Source organism: Dinoroseobacter sp. S124A, from assembly GCF_049801015.1.
In the GTDB taxonomy this organism is placed as follows: Bacteria; Pseudomonadota; Alphaproteobacteria; order Rhodobacterales; family Rhodobacteraceae; genus Dinoroseobacter.
This window is the reverse complement of record NZ_JBNAGD010000002.1, coordinates 122,955-137,408: the sequence shown is the minus strand read 5'-3', so window position 1 is coordinate 137,408 and position 14,454 is coordinate 122,955. Positions and strand designations below refer to the sequence as shown.

Sequence of the window (14,454 nt, the reverse complement as noted above, 5' to 3'; positions counted from 1 at the left end):
TTCATAGCCGCAACCACCGATAGGCCGAAATCAGGCTATGAAATGCCATGGGCACCTCGCGGTAAGGCGTCTCAGCCGCAGAAGTCCGAACCTCGTACCAGTGCCCCACAAGAACCCGCACGGCGTGCAGCAGTGGCCCAGGCACCGCCGAAGCACCCCCAAAGCCAAAGACGACATCCACCGTGACCGGGTAGTCCTCGTCGGCATCAAATGTCAGCGCGTCGCCAGCATAGACCAGCACAGCGCCAGAAGCCTCCTCGCGCACCGACAAGTCCGAAACCGCCTGCGTGTCGCCCGCCGCGTCCAGATATGTGCCCGTCACGCTCTGTGCATCAGGCATCCCCAGCGGCACCAAGGCAGGCAAAGATGCCAGCTTGTAACGCCATGTCTGAGTGACCATGCAGCGCCCCAGAATGCCCGCACGCCCGTCAAGATAGGCTTCCGCAGCAGCGATCAGAGACGTGATGTAGGCGTCCTCGTCCGAGCTGTCTACACGCAGGTGAAGCTTGGCATCAGCAAGCGTCAGAACGCTTTCTGCCGGGTCTGCGATGCGCGTTGGGCGCAATTACTTGCCCCCACCATACGGGAACGGGTCAAGGCCCATCTCCACGGCTTTTTCGGGGGTGATGCCCACTTGCTCGGTGGCCTTCGGCTCCGGCTTGGGCTTCTTCGTCGTTTTCTTGGTGGTCATGTCAAACCCCTTTCGAGTGCCCCGGCCACTACAGCCGGGGCGTTTTCTTAGGCCATCTGGAGGATGTTGAGGCCCTGCGGATCCACGACCGCACCGCCGACGCGCTTGGTGGTGTAGAACAGCACTTTGGGCTTCGCGGTGAACGGGTCGCGCAGCACGCGCACGCCGGTGCGATCCACGATCAGATACGCGCGGGCGAAGTTGCCGAAAGCAATGGGCGTGGTGCCCGTTGCCATGTCCGGCATGTCGGGCAGTTCCGTGACCGGGTACGCCAGGAGCGTGGAGGGCTGCCCCTCAGCGGTAGACGGCTGCCAGAGCTGACGACCGTCACCGTCGCGGAGCTTGCGGATCTTACCCATGGTCGTGCGGTTCATCACGAACCGCGCGCCGTTGGTATAGCTCGACGGCACCCCATAGATCAGGTTCAGCAACTCGTCTTCCGTGACTGCGGTTGCCGAGACAGCCGGCTCCACGGAAATGGAGCCCAGCGGGTTGGCCGATGCATTCGCAGCACCGGTGGCGTAGGTCAGGAAGCCGTTGGGCTTGTCCGTGCCGTTGCCGGAGATGAAGGCCAGGCCTTCCTCTTTCGCAAACTCGGTCTGCACCTCACCAGCAATCCAAGCTTCAAGATCCACCGCAGCGTCATCAAGCATGCCCTGCGTTGCGCCCGGGTTTGCGTAGATTTCGCCGGGCGTGATGGTCATCGAACCGAAGGTCGGGGTGGAGGTTTCGGGGCGCGATGCATCCTCCGCAACCCAGCCGGAGCCGGTGCCACGCAGGTTGAACAGCTTCGTGAAACCCGCCGTCGAGATAACTTGCGTCGAAGCGATCTGCCGCATGGGGCTGACCTCGACCAGTGTATCTGTGATGGTGCGATCCCACTCAACCGGCGCAACAAAACCGCCTTCGCTGTCAGCGCCCTTGTTCAGGCTCGCATTGACAACGCCCTTCTTGAAGTGCGCCTTGAACGCTTCGGTGTATTCCGCGTCCTTGAGGGGCTTCGTGCCGCCCGCCATCTCAGCCGCAGCGGCGCGCGCGTTGGCTTGGTCGATTGCCGCCTGCATTTCGCCCACCGCCTCGTTCAGCTTGTCGAACTTCTCGGTGGTGACGACATCATCGAACTTCGCTGCGACTTCCTTCACCTTGTCGTCCTGAGTGGACTTGAACTCGGCGAAGGTGCTTTGCATCTCTGCGAGCAGCTTGTTGACGTCCGGCGATGCGTCAGCGCGCACAGCCAGAATGCCCCGCGCTTTCGCGGGGGCTTTGAAATGAGTACCCATTGGGGCCTCCTTACGTTTTCAGAGTATCCATGAGGCCTTGCAGCCCCGCCGCGAGTGCGCCAGCGTCTTGCATGGCGTCCGGGGCAGCGTCTTGCGTGCCCTTCAATTCCCCGATGAGGCTACGGCGCTCACTGCGGGGCATCTTTGCGCGGATAAAGGCGTTTTCTGCCTTCATCTCCGCGCGCATTTGTTTCGGCCCATCTCTTGTCGTGGCGGCATCGCCGGGCAGGAAGGCATCGGCCAGGCCTACCTCAACAGCTTGCTCGCCGTTGAACCATGTTTCGGCGTCCATCCACTGTTCGGCCTTGGGGCGTTCGACATCGGCGCGCTCGGCATACAACGTGGCCATGGCGGTGTCGAAAGGCTCCATTTCCTTGGAAGCCGCCGCAAGATCGTGACGGTTGCCGATTGCCACAACCCAGGCGTTGTGGACCATCATGAAACCCGCCTTGCCGATCTGGACTTCATCGCCAGCCATGGCGATCACCGAGGCCGCAGAGGCCGCAAGCCCTAGAACCTTGACCGTGACCTTCGCCGGATGCTGCCGCAACATGTTGTAAATCGCCACGCCCTCGAAAAAGTCGCCGCCGGGGGAGTTGATGTTCACCACCACGTCTTGTTCGCCAATCGACCGCAAGGCTGCCGCGATCCGCTTGGAGGTCACGCCCTCGCCGGAAAGGAAGTCTTGCCCGATGACGTCAAGAATAGAGATGCTGTTGTCGGTCGCAGCCTTCGGCGCAAGCGCCTCGTAGCGGTCGATGGCACCATCATCCAAATGGAACGCACAGACATCCGGCAAGCGGCTGGCGGAGATTTCAGGAAGTGGGCGCAGGCTCATTTCGGCCTCCCATTGGTTGGGGCAGATCATCCCGCATGGGAAGATCCATCCATTCGCGGGGCTCGTCAGGGTGCAGAAACGGCGTGTGACCGCCTGCCCCGAGGCCCTTGGCAAAGAATTCTGCTTGATCCTTCATGCTGCCGCGCAGGAGCGCCCCAGCGTTGAATTTCGGCTCATAGACTTCAGCGTCTGCATCCGACAGAAGGTCGCGCTCAACAGCTTGCTCCCAAGCGGTGAACCACGGGATGAGGCCGTAGCGCACAAACATCTGGCCCAGAACGTCGATCCCCGACCCCCAAGAGGTGTCATCCACCCCGAGCAGCGGGCGCGGCACGCCAAACGGACGCGCGATTTCCTCAATCTGATGCTGCCGGTTCTCTATGCTCTGGCTGTCTCGGCCTGTCTGCGCAGGAACGGAAAGCGTCATGCCCTCCTCAAGGATGGCGGTCTTGCCTGCGTTCTCCGAACCCTCTTTTTCAGCCATGCTGGCCTTGAGACGGTCAAAGGCTTCTGCGGATAGCTTTTCCGGGTGTTGCAGTACCGCGCCGACCATCATGCCGTTTCTGAATAGACGCTGGGACGCCTTCTGCGCTTCCACGGCAAGGGAGATAGCGTCCGCCGCCTGCCTTACTGTCGAAAGCCCGGAAATCCCGTCTGTGGTCAGCCCATTGCGGACGTGGAACATATCCTGCTGTTGCAACACCAGCGTTCGCCCGTTGGAGAGCGTGGCGTGATACTCCAGCGCCCAGTCATCCCGCTGCTTGACCTGCACCCGCCCAATTCCGAACGGCACCAGAGCAATGATGCGGTTGCCGCTTCGGACAATCCGCGCGAATGCATCCCCATCTTGCAAAACACACTGCTGCATCTGCGAGCGAAATTCAAAAGCGGTCTGCCAAGGGTTCGGCTTCCGGTGAAGGATCCGAAACAATGGGTGATCCCGCGCCATGCTTTTGTCGTCTTTGCGCTGCAAGTGCAGAGGCAGGTAGCCGACCGCAAAAGACAAGAGCGACACGCACCGCAGGACGGTTGTGTTCTTCATGGCCTCGGAGACGGGGATAGCCCCGCCAGAACCGCCGCCTCGGATAAACTCCAAAAAGCGCGGGTCATCCATGCCGTTGAAATACGCCGTGTCGCCAACAGACGCCGAAACCTTGGGAGACATCTCAGCTCCCCGAGACGCCCTGAAAAAGTCTAAGATCCCCATGTTAGACGACCAGGAGGCCGCGTTCCTCGTAGACGGACGGGCCGCTTTCATCCGCCTCCGCCATCACAGAGACGGCCATCGCCAGTGCAACCATGCCGTCAATCCTTCTCTTCTCGCCGAGCTTGATCAACTTGCGGTTCCCCGCCGGATCAGACTTGGTGACGCTGTTTTGCGCGCACATGGTTAGAACCGGGTGCATCCCGTGCCGGGCGCGTCCGTTGAGCAGAAGCTCATCCAAATCCCGCAGAGCGGGCGACATGCTTTGAAAGCCTTGCCCGAACGGGACAAACAGCTCCTCGATCTCGTCTTCGGTGAAGCCAGCCCTCAAAAGCCAGGGCTTGAAGTTCCGCAGGTTCCAGCGATCAAAGGCGATCTTGCGAATGTCGTACTCTTGGCAAACGCGCCAAAGGAACGTCGCCACGAATTCATAGTCCACCGTGTTGCCCGGCGTGGTCTCCAGCAGGCCCTCTTTCGCCCACTGATCGTAGGGCACCCGGTCCTGCCGCGCCTTGGCCTCCAGCCCCTCCCGAGGGAGCCAGAAGGTCGGCTTGATGCTTGTCGCCTCGCCGGTCTGCCCCGCCATGACAAACGCCGTTAGGTCAGAGGTGGCCGAAAGGTCCAGCCCCGCGTAAACCGGCCCGTCCAGATCCAGTGCAGGCCCGCCGTTCTTCTCCCAAATCGACCGCGACACGTAGGGCGAATGCACCTCGACCCGCTGATTTAGGATCAGGTTGCGAAACTCCGCCTCCCGCGACGGCATTTCGCGTGCATCGTTCGCTTGGCCCATGACTTCCGTCGCATTTTGGAAGTCCCCGAATGCCGGGTTGGCCTGACGTATCGTTTCCTCTGCAAAAGGATCAGCCTTAGTGTCGGCTTCGTACAGGAATAGCTTCGTTCTCCCGTCCGTGTTTGTCTTTGCGTTGTCGATCAGAACGGACAGCAGGTCATCGGCATTCGGAGCCTGCGTCGAAATCACAATCGTGATGGGGTCCGTCTGCGCCGCGCTGGCGGTTTCAATCGCCTCGTAAAGCTCTGACCGAGGCCCCCGCACCTGCCCCAGCTCATCGTGAACCGAAAACACCGGCGAAAGCCCATAAGCCGTCTTTGCCTCAGCAGACAGAGCTTTGTACTTGGCCCCGATCTCGGCGCAGAGAAGTTCTTTCGCACTTTCCCGAACAAGAACGTATTCCGAAAGCACCTCGCTCATACGAACCATCTTGGCTGCGAGGTTAAACAGGATTGCCGCCTGATCACGAGACTGCGCCGCGCTGTAGAGCTGCGAGTTTGGCCGCGCTTCCGGCCCGCAGAGGTGCAACAGGTTGAGCATAGCGCTCAGAGCGGTTTTTGCGTTCTTCCGCCCAAAGCTGATCACCGCCCGGCGCGTCTTTCCGTCATAGATCCCGCGCAGAATGTTCCGCTGCCACTCGCGCAGAACAACCGGCTTGCCAACGTCACGCCCCTCAGGGATCAGGCAGTATTCCTCGATCCACGCAATGTTCCGTTCCGACCTTTCGGACGGCGGGTATGTGGGGATCACTTAGCCCACGGCCTCGCGGTTTTCTTGCCTTCCTTCCGGCGCTCCGGGTCGTAACTCGCTTGTTGTGTGATCCGCATCCGGGTTGCCAAGGAAGACAGCGCCCGACCCTCACGCTCCTGCATTTTCAAGAGCTGGTCGTATTCGCCAATGTCCAGCTCTTCGCTTGCCGTCGCCTGGGCAATCAACTGGGCCACGCGTCGGGCGGAAACCACGTGGCGGCAATACTGCGCGAGCAACCCGTGCGTTTCGCGAGGGAACCAATCCGCAGGCATCCGATCAACGACAGCCCACCATTCTTGGCTTTCCTCGTCCGTCAAATCATACGGGGCATCCGGGCGCGCCTCACGCTCTACACGCGCTGGCGCAAGTGCCTTGGCCTCAATTTCTGCACCTGACTTTCTTGGCATTGTCAAACCTTTTCTGTCGGGGCGTAGCAAAAGAAGGCTCCCGCAACGGTCCCTGTGATATAGGCCACAGAGATTTACCTACCCCCCTGCCCGCGGGCGGCACGCTATCACCTCAATCTTGAGCAGAACTGCGTCATCCAGGTTCGCCTCAACGGTCAGCCGCCTAACCAATGGCAGCGGCGCGCCTGATGGCAGCAGCACGAGCGGCACGCCATCCTCGTCAACGCCTAGGGACAGGCCCTCTGCGTCTACAGTATCGGCCATCCATCTTCCCCCACTGGTATCAGCGTCTTGGTGTTCTCTGCTCTGGTCTTGGCCTTATGACAGTCCCGGCATAGGCACTGGAGGTTATCCAGATCGTCTGTGCCGCCCTGCGCTTTAGGCGTGATGTGGTCCACGTCCTGCATAAGGCGGGTGATGCCGCGCTTGGCGCAGGCCACGCATAGGCCGTTGTCCCTGCGCTTGGCTGCTTCCCTTACCTTGACCCATTGGCTACCGTAGCCGCGTTCATGCCGAGAGGAATAACCCATGCGAACGATTGCCCTGCTTGCCCTGCTTGCGCTGCCCGCCTGCCAGATGGCTGAGACGTCTACTGCCGCCCATCTAGAGACCGTGCGGGCGGGTCAGGAGCTTGAGGCCCGGTGCCAAGAGACCGGCGACATTGATGACTGTGCTGCGTTCCAAGCGTTCAAGGCTGACTTCGAGCGCAATGGCGTGGCGTGGGAGCGGGCTTGGAAGGGGTGATCCCCAATGCCAAAGACCGCCCTGAGGCGGCTGTGCTGTTGGATGTGTGATTGGTGGGATTATCCCACTATTGCCCCAGGCTGAGGTTTCAACAGATGACCTCTAACTGTTGCGGGCCTAGCCTCGCAAAGTTGCGATACGGTGATCGCGGGCATGAACCCCGCCTCTGCGACGGGCTGTTTGGCGCGGTGTACCGGCCAAGTGGATGTGTGATTGGCGAAGGTGGGAGGATTCGAACCCCCGCTGACGCGGTTTTGGAGACCGCCGCTCTACCCCTGAGCTACACCGACATGAAAACCCGCCCAGAGGCGCATCTTTGAGAGGCGGGGCGGGTTGTGCCAGCGCTGATATACCGGCCAAGTGGATGAAAACTGACCCTTACACTTTCGCGCAGAGGGGCCAGCCAGGCCAGCGCTGAGTTTGCTCCGGAGCGTCCAGCGTTGGCGAATGATTGGTGGGATTTTCCCACTATTGCCTGTATCGACTGGTGGGGCCTGCCTTGAACCCCACAATGCGCTCCGGGTCTCCCCGTGCTACGGTCGGCAGAATATCACCGTGTCACAGTCGATTGCTTGAACGCGGGCCGGGCGCTTATCTCCGGCTCCAATTGTCCACCCACATCAAGGTGACAGGTATTCTCTCCAATTGGCCCATACCATCAAAGGCTGACCCTCCGGTGTCGCGTGTCTGCTTTTCCACGCCGCCGCGTTCATGAGGTGTCCTGCCGTTAACGTCGCCGCCGGGTTATTCCCAGAAGCACAGAACACCACAAAAACGCGGAAAATCTTATGGCCATCCACAATATCGCGCAGTCTGGCCTTGCCAGTATACTAGCCGTGCGGTCAGCGTAGGTCAACGACAACCTGCAGCGCCCGCATGGCCTCAACAAATCGCCTGCCCTGCCCCGTCACCACGGCAACGATCTTTTCCTTCTTGGCGTCGAAGTCGGACCCCATCACCTGCACCTGATCCGTCCGAGTTTGATAGATCGAAAGCCGGTGAGAGGCCGGCAGACATCCCAAATGGCCCTGCCAGCGCATCCAAGCGTTCACGGTGTCCCGGTCGCGCTCATCCTCGCTGCGCAGATCCGGCTGATCGTCAGGGCGAGACTCGACCACATCGGGCATCATCTCAAGCTTGGCGGTCTTGGGGTGCAGCCCCTTGCCGAGAATGCGGCGATGGTATTTGTCCTGGGCCGCTGTAAGCGCCTTGTACGTGCCCCAAAGGGTTTCCGCCTCGTCTGCCCCGCAGATAGCCATTAGGGCCTGCCCTGCGGGCTCTCCGTAGGCCGGGTGGCGCATTGCGTCCTTGTCCTTGTTGCCTGAGTGCCGCTTGCGGGCTTCAATCGCGGTCTTCTGGGGGTCGCGCTCTGCCACATAATCCGTGTCCCGGCGCAGCCGCCCGTTGGGCTGTTTGCGCTCGACCGGGGCAAGCCCCGGCATATCGGAGCGGCTTGCTTTGCGCGCCCTACGCTTCGCACCCTTGGTGTATGCTTTGGTCATTGCTCTGCGCCCTTCTTCTTGCCCATGTCAGTCTCCGGTGTTCGCTTTCGCTATGGCGTTGACCGCCGCCTGCGTTTCCTCGGCTGTAAAGCCTTCGCGCAGCATGTATCGAAGGATGGCCGCCACGCTTTGCCCGTCTGACCTGATTGCGTTGAGCAGGAGGCGGATGGCTTCGTGCTCTCTGGCTTCGTTTGGCTTGCTGCCCTTGCCCATGTGGTTAGCCTCGTTTGTTGGTGGTTATGTCAGCACTAGGAAGGCGAACACGCCGATAACCAGCAGGGTCCCTAAGCCGACCCAGAACAGAATGCCCATGCCTAGTTCCGTGGCCCATTCGGCATTGGCCAAGTGCCCGTAGATGAGCAGCAGGGTGGCGACGATCAAAATCTCCATGCGCTCATCCCCTCCCTGTGATCGCGAAGGGCCTGCCGCCCGGTGTCGGTGATGCGGAAATGAAACCCATTGTCCGTCTTGATCGAGCCGACGAGTTTATACCCGGCAAGAGCGACCATCGCGCCCTCGACAACCAGCTTATGGAAATCATCGCCACCGGCATCGCGCAACGTGACCCAGGTGCTGTCCCCATGCTCCGCCAGATACGCGAGGCAGAAGGCTTGCGCGTCGGTCAGCTTCATCCCTCGCCCTCCCGCTGCTGTGCAGTGCTGGCAAGATCGAAAGCCATTGTCGCGGGGACAGGCCGCCAGCCTTTCTGCGCCCAACGCGATATGACTGCCGTTTTCTCGCCATTGTCCTGAATGCTGCGATAGGCAAATTGGCAGTGCTTCGCCCATGCCTCGAACATGGTCTTGCCGAAGGTGCCGTATTCGAGCCCGGTTTGGCCGTTGGGGCCAATGATGACGAAGCCGTCAATCTTCATGCACCTTCCTCCCGCTGCTGCAGCTCTGCGCGGCCTGCGGGATCGCCAGTTTTCTCGACGAAGCCAAATTCCCGGAGTTGCCGCAGTCGCGGGGCAGCCCATTCAGGCCATAGCCGCGTCTTGTTGATCTGGGCGTCCCGTGCCCGCTTGGAGATATCATACGGGGTAAGGCGCTCGTTGTGCGCGAGCCGGTACAGGCAGAACAGCTCTGCGTCTGTCAGTGTGGTCATGACGTGGCCACCTTGATCGTTTCGACAATGATGGTTGCGACAAAGATCCCCGCATAGACCCCAGTGACCGTGCCGAGGGTTCTCACAATGCTGCGCCCGGTCATCTCGTGAAAGATGATGACGACGAACGCCAATATGGCATGCTCGATCATGACCGCCCCTCCCTGACCAGCCAAAACACCGCGTTAGCGAACCAAGCGACCGCGGTGGCGAGCCAAGTCCACGAGTCTGTCAGTTCGGCGAGGATCAGGCACAAGTGCATGATGACGAGGCTCGGCCAGTACCCGCTCATACCCGCCCCCAATGCCCACCGGCGCTATCATCGGCCATCAGCTTCGAGTTCAAGCTGGCCGCGTGCCTGCGGAAGTCCGCATCGTCGTCAATCAGCTTGAGCGCAGTGGTCACGCCGTGCTGCACGGTCGAGTGATCCCGCCCGCCGAACGCGCGAGCGATCACCGGGAAACTCGGGGGCTTGCCCGATGGCGTCTTGACGTGCATCCGCGCCATGAGCTGCGCCAGTTGCCGGGCTCGCACCACGGGCTTAGATCGCATGGGACCGGTAAGCTCCTGCACCGGAATGCCGGTATGGGCGGAGGTGGCTTTGAGGACTTCGGCTATGGTCATCCACGAGCCTCCAAGGCAAAGGGAATTTCTGAGGACAGGTCATCGCTGGGCCTGCCCCCTGCCCCGTAGCCGCTGGGCTCTTGGCTGTAGCCGCCATCGCTCTGCTGCTTGCCGTCCAGCATGGTAAGCTCGGACTTGTACGGGCGCAGAACGACCTCGGTGGAGTACCGGTCGTTTCCGTTCTGGTCTTGCCATTTTCTCGTTTCGAGCTGGCCTTCAATGTAGACCTTGGACCCCTTGCGGAGATACTGCTCAGCCACCCGGATCAGTGGGTCGTTCATGATCGCCACGGAATGCCACTCGGTCCGCTCCTTGCGCTCTCCGGTATTGCGGTCCTTCCAGTTTTCGGAGGTGGCGATGCGTAGGTTGCAGACCTTGCCGCCGTTCTGGAATGTGCGGACCTCGGGGTCACGCCCCAAAGAGCCAATCAGGATCACCTTGTTTACGCTTCTGCTCATGCTGTTTCCTTCGCTACGCTGGTGTTGAGGGGAGGGATTGCCGCCGTGCATACCGCTGGGTAATCGGGTCAAAATCGACGCTCACGGTGGACTTGGAAAACCCGTACAGGAGGGTTTCGCGGACCTTCCAGACGACCAGCTTCACATAGCTGTCGCCGTCCTGATCCTGTGCTTGGTGGACAGTCACCCCGAGGGCGGGCTTGTTGTAGAAAGCCGCGCTATCGGCCACGTCATAGCCGGTCGGGGCGCGAGGAATGCCGTTGTCGCTGTTGATCTTCTTGGGGTGCGCGACCAGCGCGATATGCACGTCAAGCTTCCGCGCCCACTGCCGAATGGTCTTGGTCGCGAAGTTAATGTAACTGGTCATGTTCTCGCCCGGCTCGGGCAGGTGTTCCAACTCGTTCCAAGGGTCAACGATGATCAGCTTGCACCGCTCGCGAACCGCCAGCGTGTGAACCATGGACTTGAGCCAGCCGATGTGATGCTGCGTCTCATCAAAAGTTTGGTGAACGATGCGGAAGCGCCGGTCGAGTGTCTCAAGCAGTCGGCCCTTCTGGTCCTCGCTCAGATCGCGGAAGCTCTGCCCGGTGCGAATGCGGGAAAGCTGGTCCCGCGTCGTATGAGGGTGAGTTTCAAACGCCATCAAACCAACGCGGATATTCTCCTCTTGGCTGACCCGTTCTGCCGCCCATGTCAGGAACGTCGATTTCCCCGAACCCGGAACGCCCGTCCAAACCGACATTGCTCCGCACTCAAGCGCTACCACCCGGTCAAAGGGGCTGAGACCAGTCCGCAGGACGCGCCTTTCAGGGAGGGGTGGAAGGTCGGAAAGCGCCGTGATGAACCCGCCCGGCGGATCGATCCGCTTGGCCGCGTTGAGACATGCCGCAAGCTCGCCTTCGCCAAACCTGACCAGTACGTCATTCGGGTCCTTGCATCCCTCCGGCCACTCGCAATACCGGACGTCACTCCCGTCTAAGATGTTCGCCACGCTGCTGGGCAAGCTCGCCCCGGCCTCGTCATTGTCACCAGCCACGATCACAAACGGCGCAGCCTCTAGGGCCTCCTGAGCCTCTAGAAGGGCCTCGGCCTTGGTGCCCTCCGGCGTCCAGCCATCCGGCAGGGAAACCGCCCTCAGGAAGCCCGCCTGCATGACCGAAAGACAATCAATCTCGCCCTCCGTGATAACCACCGGCTGGTCTTGGTACTCGGTCAGTGCGTCCGCGTTGTAGAGGCCCCTCGAAACGCCTTCTGACGAACGAAACGCCTTTGCCTCCGTCCGAAACTTTGCGGCGTAGGGCTTGCCGTTCCGGTCATACGGAAATGCAACGGCGCGCCCCAGGCTTGGGTGATCGACCGCCTTGACGCCCATGTGATCCAAAAGCGCGGCGTCCAGATTGCGGGCTTCCCTGAGCCACTGCATCACGTCCCGGGTCATACCAATCCCCCCCGCTCCACGAGCAATGCCAACAGTGCCAAACAACCCCATCCGGCTTGAACGTGACGGCTAGGCATGGGTCGGCTTTCTTGCGCCTGCCGCTGCTGCACTCGGGGCAAGTCGTGCGCTGCGTTCCCGTCTGCGCTCTGGTCGTGATGCCGTGTTGCCTCAGAATATCCGATGCGGATTGCCTCATGCCGTGAGACCCCTTGTGCCTTGGCGGCAAGCGTCTCGGCCTCGAAACGAGACAGCCCGCCGCTGAATTCCATGATCGCCGCCCGTTCCTCGAATTGGTCCACGTCGAAGCTCATGCGTGAACCTCCATCCAGCCATCCACCGGGCCGTGGTACTCCTCAGTGACACCACTGCGACCGATCCGAGTTTCGCCAACGGTTGGCCTGCCGCCTTGGATTGCCCGCAACTCGGACTTGAGATCATCCTCCCAACGGGAGTTGTTCAGAAACGTGGATGCGTGGATTGGATTTGCGCCCGGCTTGGCCGCTCGCCAGCGGTCAAACCAGCCGCCTCGGACAGCATCCATTGCCGCCTGTTGACGATCCTCCGAAAGCTTGGACCATGCCTTGGAAGCCGCCTGTTTGCCCTGCTTGTCTGGCCAAAAATCCCAGAACTCAGCAAACGGCAAAGAGGCTCTTTTCTTTTTTCCCCTTATTTCATCCTTTTTCTTATTTGTATCGGTCCTGTATCGGTCCTGTATCGCTGCTGTATCGGTTTCTTTAGTGTTGGGCTGAAATTTGTCGTAATTACAGACAGTTACGACGGTCACGCCTGTATCGGTTTTCGAACCGATCATTTTCAGTTTTTGGAGCCTTTTGAGGAACCTTTGCACCCGCGCGGGGCTCCAATCCCAAGCCTGAGCCATGTACCGGACTGACGCTGCGAACTGTCCGCGCTTGGTCTCCACGACTGCGTCACCGGCCCTCACGGTGCGGTCCTTCCATGAGGCTTCCATGATCATCCAGATCCACGCCTCGCGCTCTGAAAGAGGCTCCGAACGGAATGCGGCGCTGGTGAAAAGGGCACGGGATATGGCCACGGTTCCGGTCATTCATGCCCCCGGCTTCCGGCACTCATGCTCGATCAGCATGGCGTGATAGGTCTCTGCGACCTCGCTATTGCGCGCAGCAATGGCGGCATCCACCTTGGATTTCAGCACATCCGAGACATGCCGCCAGTGTTCGCAATTGTTCCGCTTGATTTCGGGGGGTGAGTCCCCATAATAGCTATCAACAGCCATTGTCCGTCCCTCCTGTTTAGGGTCGCTATGGTTAGAGCCGGATCGACGCGCCAACGTCTTTTCGGCTCGCTTCATTTTAGGGGAAATCGCCTTGTTTTCCAAGGGCTTTTCACTCATTTCGACACCCCTTTTACCCACACCTCGAACGTTACCAGCCCGTGCTTAACCACCTCGCCGAACGCGAATTCCGGGTCGAAATGGTAGTCATCTCGCTGGAGGGCCTGGGCCATTCCATCGACGTGAGATTTGATCAGAGAGGGCATGTTGAACTTGTCCCGCTTCCGGTTATCTGGCGGGTAAAACGTAACCTTAACGCGATACCCGTCGCGCCGCTTCACGCCCTCATCATCAGTGCCGAGGGCATCACAAGCGGCAAAGTAAGCCTCGATCTTGGCTGCTTTCTTCGCTGGCTGAGCCTTGCGAAAGCTGCCTCGGGCGTTGCTTGACAGCGCCTTGTCCGGCCACCCGCAGGAGAAGGTCAGGTCGGGCGCGGTCATTTGCGCCACCACTTCGCAAGCGTGCCCTTGGCGCGCAGATCGGCCACATGGGCGCGGACGGCGCGCGCTGGCGTGTCCAACCACAAGGAGATGTCCTCGACCCCGTAGCCGTCCAAGAGCTGCCCATTCACCAAATCGCGCCATTCCTGCGACCCGATGGGAAGGTTCTCGGCTTTTGTGTAGAGCGCGCCCCTCACTTCCCCACCTCCGCCCGCAGGGCCTCTGTGGTGGCCTGACGCAGCCGCAGATCGGCCCGGCGCTGGCGTTGGGTGTCTCTGGCCTTCACCGCCTTGCGTGCGGCTTGCAGGGCCAATGATCGGCGCATTTGTGCAATGCGTTGTTCGGTATCGGTCATGCTTGCTCCAGTCTCGCTATGAGGCGTCTCTGAATGGCTGCGCGGGTGCTGTCCCCGGCCTGCTCGTATTTGGCGAGGGCGCGGCGATAGATCGGCAGGAGGTCTGCGGGTGTCGGTTTCATACTGCCCTCAAAAGCCCCCGGCGCGAGACTGACCCAGCGCCGGGGGAGTTGGCCGCGAGGCAGGGAGGAGGAAGCCTCCTGCGGGATCAGTTGCCCCCCGCGCCGTTGCGCGAGGGGATGCACCGGAGGCCCGTGGGGCGGTTCCTGCGGTGTATTGGCCCGCACGAGAGGACTCGAACCCCCAGCCGTGGGGATAGAAGCCCCCTGCTCTATCCAGTTGAGCTACGTGCGGTGGGGTCCGGGGGTTGCGGGCACCCTCAGCCGCTGCAACGGCTCCCCCGGTCGAGGTTACACCGGCTTTCAGCGGTACTGAGGCGGTAGAAAGGATAACACCCGCCCTTTCCGCGCCGATAGCCGTCGCCCTACCCGCCGTAGCGGGGTTCTTGTGAGTGGTG

The 14,454-nt window shown here is 60.8% G+C and carries 25 protein-coding genes and 1 tRNA gene; 1 reads left to right on the top strand and 25 read right to left on the bottom strand.

What is annotated here, in order from left to right; genetic code table 11:
• Nucleotide 1 precedes the first annotated feature (1 nt).
• From ACP15I_RS05485 to ACP15I_RS05450, 8 genes are all read right to left on the bottom strand, one after another.
• Complete coding sequence (locus ACP15I_RS05485) at nt 2-565, bottom strand: head-tail connector protein (protein WP_424974261.1); 564 nt, start codon at nt 563-565, stop codon at nt 2-4.
• Complete coding sequence (locus tag ACP15I_RS05480) at nt 566-691, bottom strand: hypothetical protein (protein ID WP_424974260.1); 126 nt, start codon at nt 689-691, stop codon at nt 566-568.
• A gap of 47 nt (nt 692-738) precedes the next feature.
• The gene (locus ACP15I_RS05475; RefSeq protein ID WP_424974259.1) at nt 739-1,971 is read right to left on the bottom strand and encodes a phage major capsid protein; all 1,233 of its coding nucleotides are present in this window, start codon (nt 1,969-1,971) and stop codon (nt 739-741) included.
• A gap of 10 nt (nt 1,972-1,981) precedes the next feature.
• Nucleotides 1,982-2,809, bottom strand: coding sequence for a head maturation protease, ClpP-related (locus tag ACP15I_RS05470; protein WP_424974258.1), 828 nt, complete (start codon nt 2,807-2,809; stop codon nt 1,982-1,984).
• Nucleotides 2,787-3,974, bottom strand: coding sequence for a phage portal protein (locus ACP15I_RS05465; protein ID WP_424974257.1), 1,188 nt, complete (start codon nt 3,972-3,974; stop codon nt 2,787-2,789). The genes ACP15I_RS05470 and ACP15I_RS05465 overlap by 23 nt, the downstream gene beginning before the upstream one ends.
• Before the next feature lie 43 nt (nt 3,975-4,017).
• On the bottom strand, nt 4,018-5,553 hold the full coding sequence (locus ACP15I_RS05460) for a terminase large subunit (RefSeq protein WP_424974256.1): 1,536 nt from the start codon (nt 5,551-5,553) through the stop codon (nt 4,018-4,020).
• On the bottom strand, nt 5,550-5,990 hold the full coding sequence (locus ACP15I_RS05455) for a hypothetical protein (protein ID WP_424974255.1): 441 nt from the start codon (nt 5,988-5,990) through the stop codon (nt 5,550-5,552). The genes ACP15I_RS05460 and ACP15I_RS05455 overlap by 4 nt, the downstream gene beginning before the upstream one ends.
• A 218-nt stretch (nt 5,991-6,208) precedes the next feature.
• A complete protein-coding gene (locus ACP15I_RS05450) occupies nt 6,209-6,490 on the bottom strand; it encodes an HNH endonuclease (protein ID WP_424974253.1) in 282 nt (93 codons plus the stop codon).
• Here ACP15I_RS05450 and ACP15I_RS05445 point away from each other — a divergent pair.
• Complete coding sequence (locus ACP15I_RS05445) at nt 6,489-6,704, top strand: hypothetical protein (protein ID WP_424974252.1); 216 nt, start codon at nt 6,489-6,491, stop codon at nt 6,702-6,704. The genes ACP15I_RS05450 and ACP15I_RS05445 overlap by 2 nt on opposite strands.
• 842 nt (nt 6,705-7,546) lie before the next feature.
• On the opposite strand, the gene ACP15I_RS05440 is transcribed toward ACP15I_RS05445, so the two are convergent.
• The 17 genes from ACP15I_RS05440 to ACP15I_RS05360 form a co-directional block, all read right to left on the bottom strand.
• Nucleotides 7,547-8,080 (bottom strand): hypothetical protein, encoded by a 534-nt coding sequence (locus ACP15I_RS05440; RefSeq protein ID WP_424974251.1) that lies wholly within the window; start codon nt 8,078-8,080, stop codon nt 7,547-7,549.
• Nucleotides 8,081-8,233: 153 nt separating this feature from the next.
• On the bottom strand, nt 8,234-8,419 hold the full coding sequence (locus tag ACP15I_RS05435; RefSeq protein WP_424974250.1) for a hypothetical protein: 186 nt from the start codon (nt 8,417-8,419) through the stop codon (nt 8,234-8,236).
• Between the two features lie 24 nt (nt 8,420-8,443).
• The gene (locus tag ACP15I_RS05430) at nt 8,444-8,596 is read right to left on the bottom strand and encodes a hypothetical protein (protein ID WP_424974249.1); all 153 of its coding nucleotides are present in this window, start codon (nt 8,594-8,596) and stop codon (nt 8,444-8,446) included.
• Nucleotides 8,584-8,838, bottom strand: coding sequence for a hypothetical protein (locus tag ACP15I_RS05425; protein ID WP_424974248.1), 255 nt, complete (start codon nt 8,836-8,838; stop codon nt 8,584-8,586). The genes ACP15I_RS05430 and ACP15I_RS05425 overlap by 13 nt, the downstream gene beginning before the upstream one ends.
• A complete protein-coding gene (locus tag ACP15I_RS05420; RefSeq protein ID WP_424974247.1) occupies nt 8,835-9,080 on the bottom strand; it encodes a hypothetical protein in 246 nt (81 codons plus the stop codon). Before ACP15I_RS05420 ends, ACP15I_RS05425 begins: the two co-directional genes overlap by 4 nt.
• Nucleotides 9,077-9,310: a hypothetical protein gene (locus ACP15I_RS05415; protein WP_424974246.1), complete on the bottom strand. Its 234-nt coding sequence runs from the start codon at nt 9,308-9,310 to the stop codon at nt 9,077-9,079. Before ACP15I_RS05415 ends, ACP15I_RS05420 begins: the two co-directional genes overlap by 4 nt.
• A complete protein-coding gene (locus ACP15I_RS05410; RefSeq protein ID WP_424974245.1) occupies nt 9,307-9,462 on the bottom strand; it encodes a hypothetical protein in 156 nt (51 codons plus the stop codon). The genes ACP15I_RS05415 and ACP15I_RS05410 overlap by 4 nt, the downstream gene beginning before the upstream one ends.
• 136 nt (nt 9,463-9,598) lie before the next feature.
• Nucleotides 9,599-9,934: a helix-turn-helix domain-containing protein gene (locus ACP15I_RS05405; RefSeq protein ID WP_424974244.1), complete on the bottom strand. Its 336-nt coding sequence runs from the start codon at nt 9,932-9,934 to the stop codon at nt 9,599-9,601.
• Nucleotides 9,931-10,392, bottom strand: coding sequence for a single-stranded DNA-binding protein (gene ssb / locus ACP15I_RS05400; protein WP_424974243.1), 462 nt, complete (start codon nt 10,390-10,392; stop codon nt 9,931-9,933). The genes ACP15I_RS05405 and ssb overlap by 4 nt, the downstream gene beginning before the upstream one ends.
• Nucleotides 10,393-10,405: 13 nt before the next feature.
• Nucleotides 10,406-11,830 carry an AAA family ATPase gene (locus ACP15I_RS05395; protein ID WP_424974242.1) on the bottom strand — a complete coding sequence of 475 codons (1,425 nt, stop codon included), beginning with the start codon at nt 11,828-11,830 and terminating at the stop codon, nt 10,406-10,408.
• Nucleotides 11,827-12,141, bottom strand: coding sequence for a hypothetical protein (locus ACP15I_RS05390; RefSeq protein ID WP_424974240.1), 315 nt, complete (start codon nt 12,139-12,141; stop codon nt 11,827-11,829). The genes ACP15I_RS05395 and ACP15I_RS05390 overlap by 4 nt, the downstream gene beginning before the upstream one ends.
• A complete protein-coding gene (locus ACP15I_RS05385; protein WP_424974239.1) occupies nt 12,138-12,896 on the bottom strand; it encodes a hypothetical protein in 759 nt (252 codons plus the stop codon). Before ACP15I_RS05385 ends, ACP15I_RS05390 begins: the two co-directional genes overlap by 4 nt.
• Nucleotides 12,897-13,085: a hypothetical protein gene (locus ACP15I_RS05380; RefSeq protein WP_424974238.1), complete on the bottom strand. Its 189-nt coding sequence runs from the start codon at nt 13,083-13,085 to the stop codon at nt 12,897-12,899.
• A 113-nt stretch (nt 13,086-13,198) separates the two neighbouring features.
• Nucleotides 13,199-13,582 (bottom strand): hypothetical protein, encoded by a 384-nt coding sequence (locus ACP15I_RS05375; RefSeq protein WP_424974237.1) that lies wholly within the window; start codon nt 13,580-13,582, stop codon nt 13,199-13,201.
• The gene (locus tag ACP15I_RS05370) at nt 13,579-13,779 is read right to left on the bottom strand and encodes a hypothetical protein (RefSeq protein ID WP_424974236.1); all 201 of its coding nucleotides are present in this window, start codon (nt 13,777-13,779) and stop codon (nt 13,579-13,581) included. Before ACP15I_RS05370 ends, ACP15I_RS05375 begins: the two co-directional genes overlap by 4 nt.
• Entirely contained in the window at nt 13,776-13,937 is a 162-nt protein-coding gene (locus ACP15I_RS05365; protein ID WP_424974235.1) for a hypothetical protein, read from the bottom strand. The genes ACP15I_RS05370 and ACP15I_RS05365 overlap by 4 nt, the downstream gene beginning before the upstream one ends.
• A gap of 277 nt (nt 13,938-14,214) precedes the next feature.
• Nucleotides 14,215-14,291: transfer RNA gene (locus ACP15I_RS05360), tRNA-Arg, on the bottom strand.
• Between the last annotated feature and the right edge of the window lie 163 nt (nt 14,292-14,454).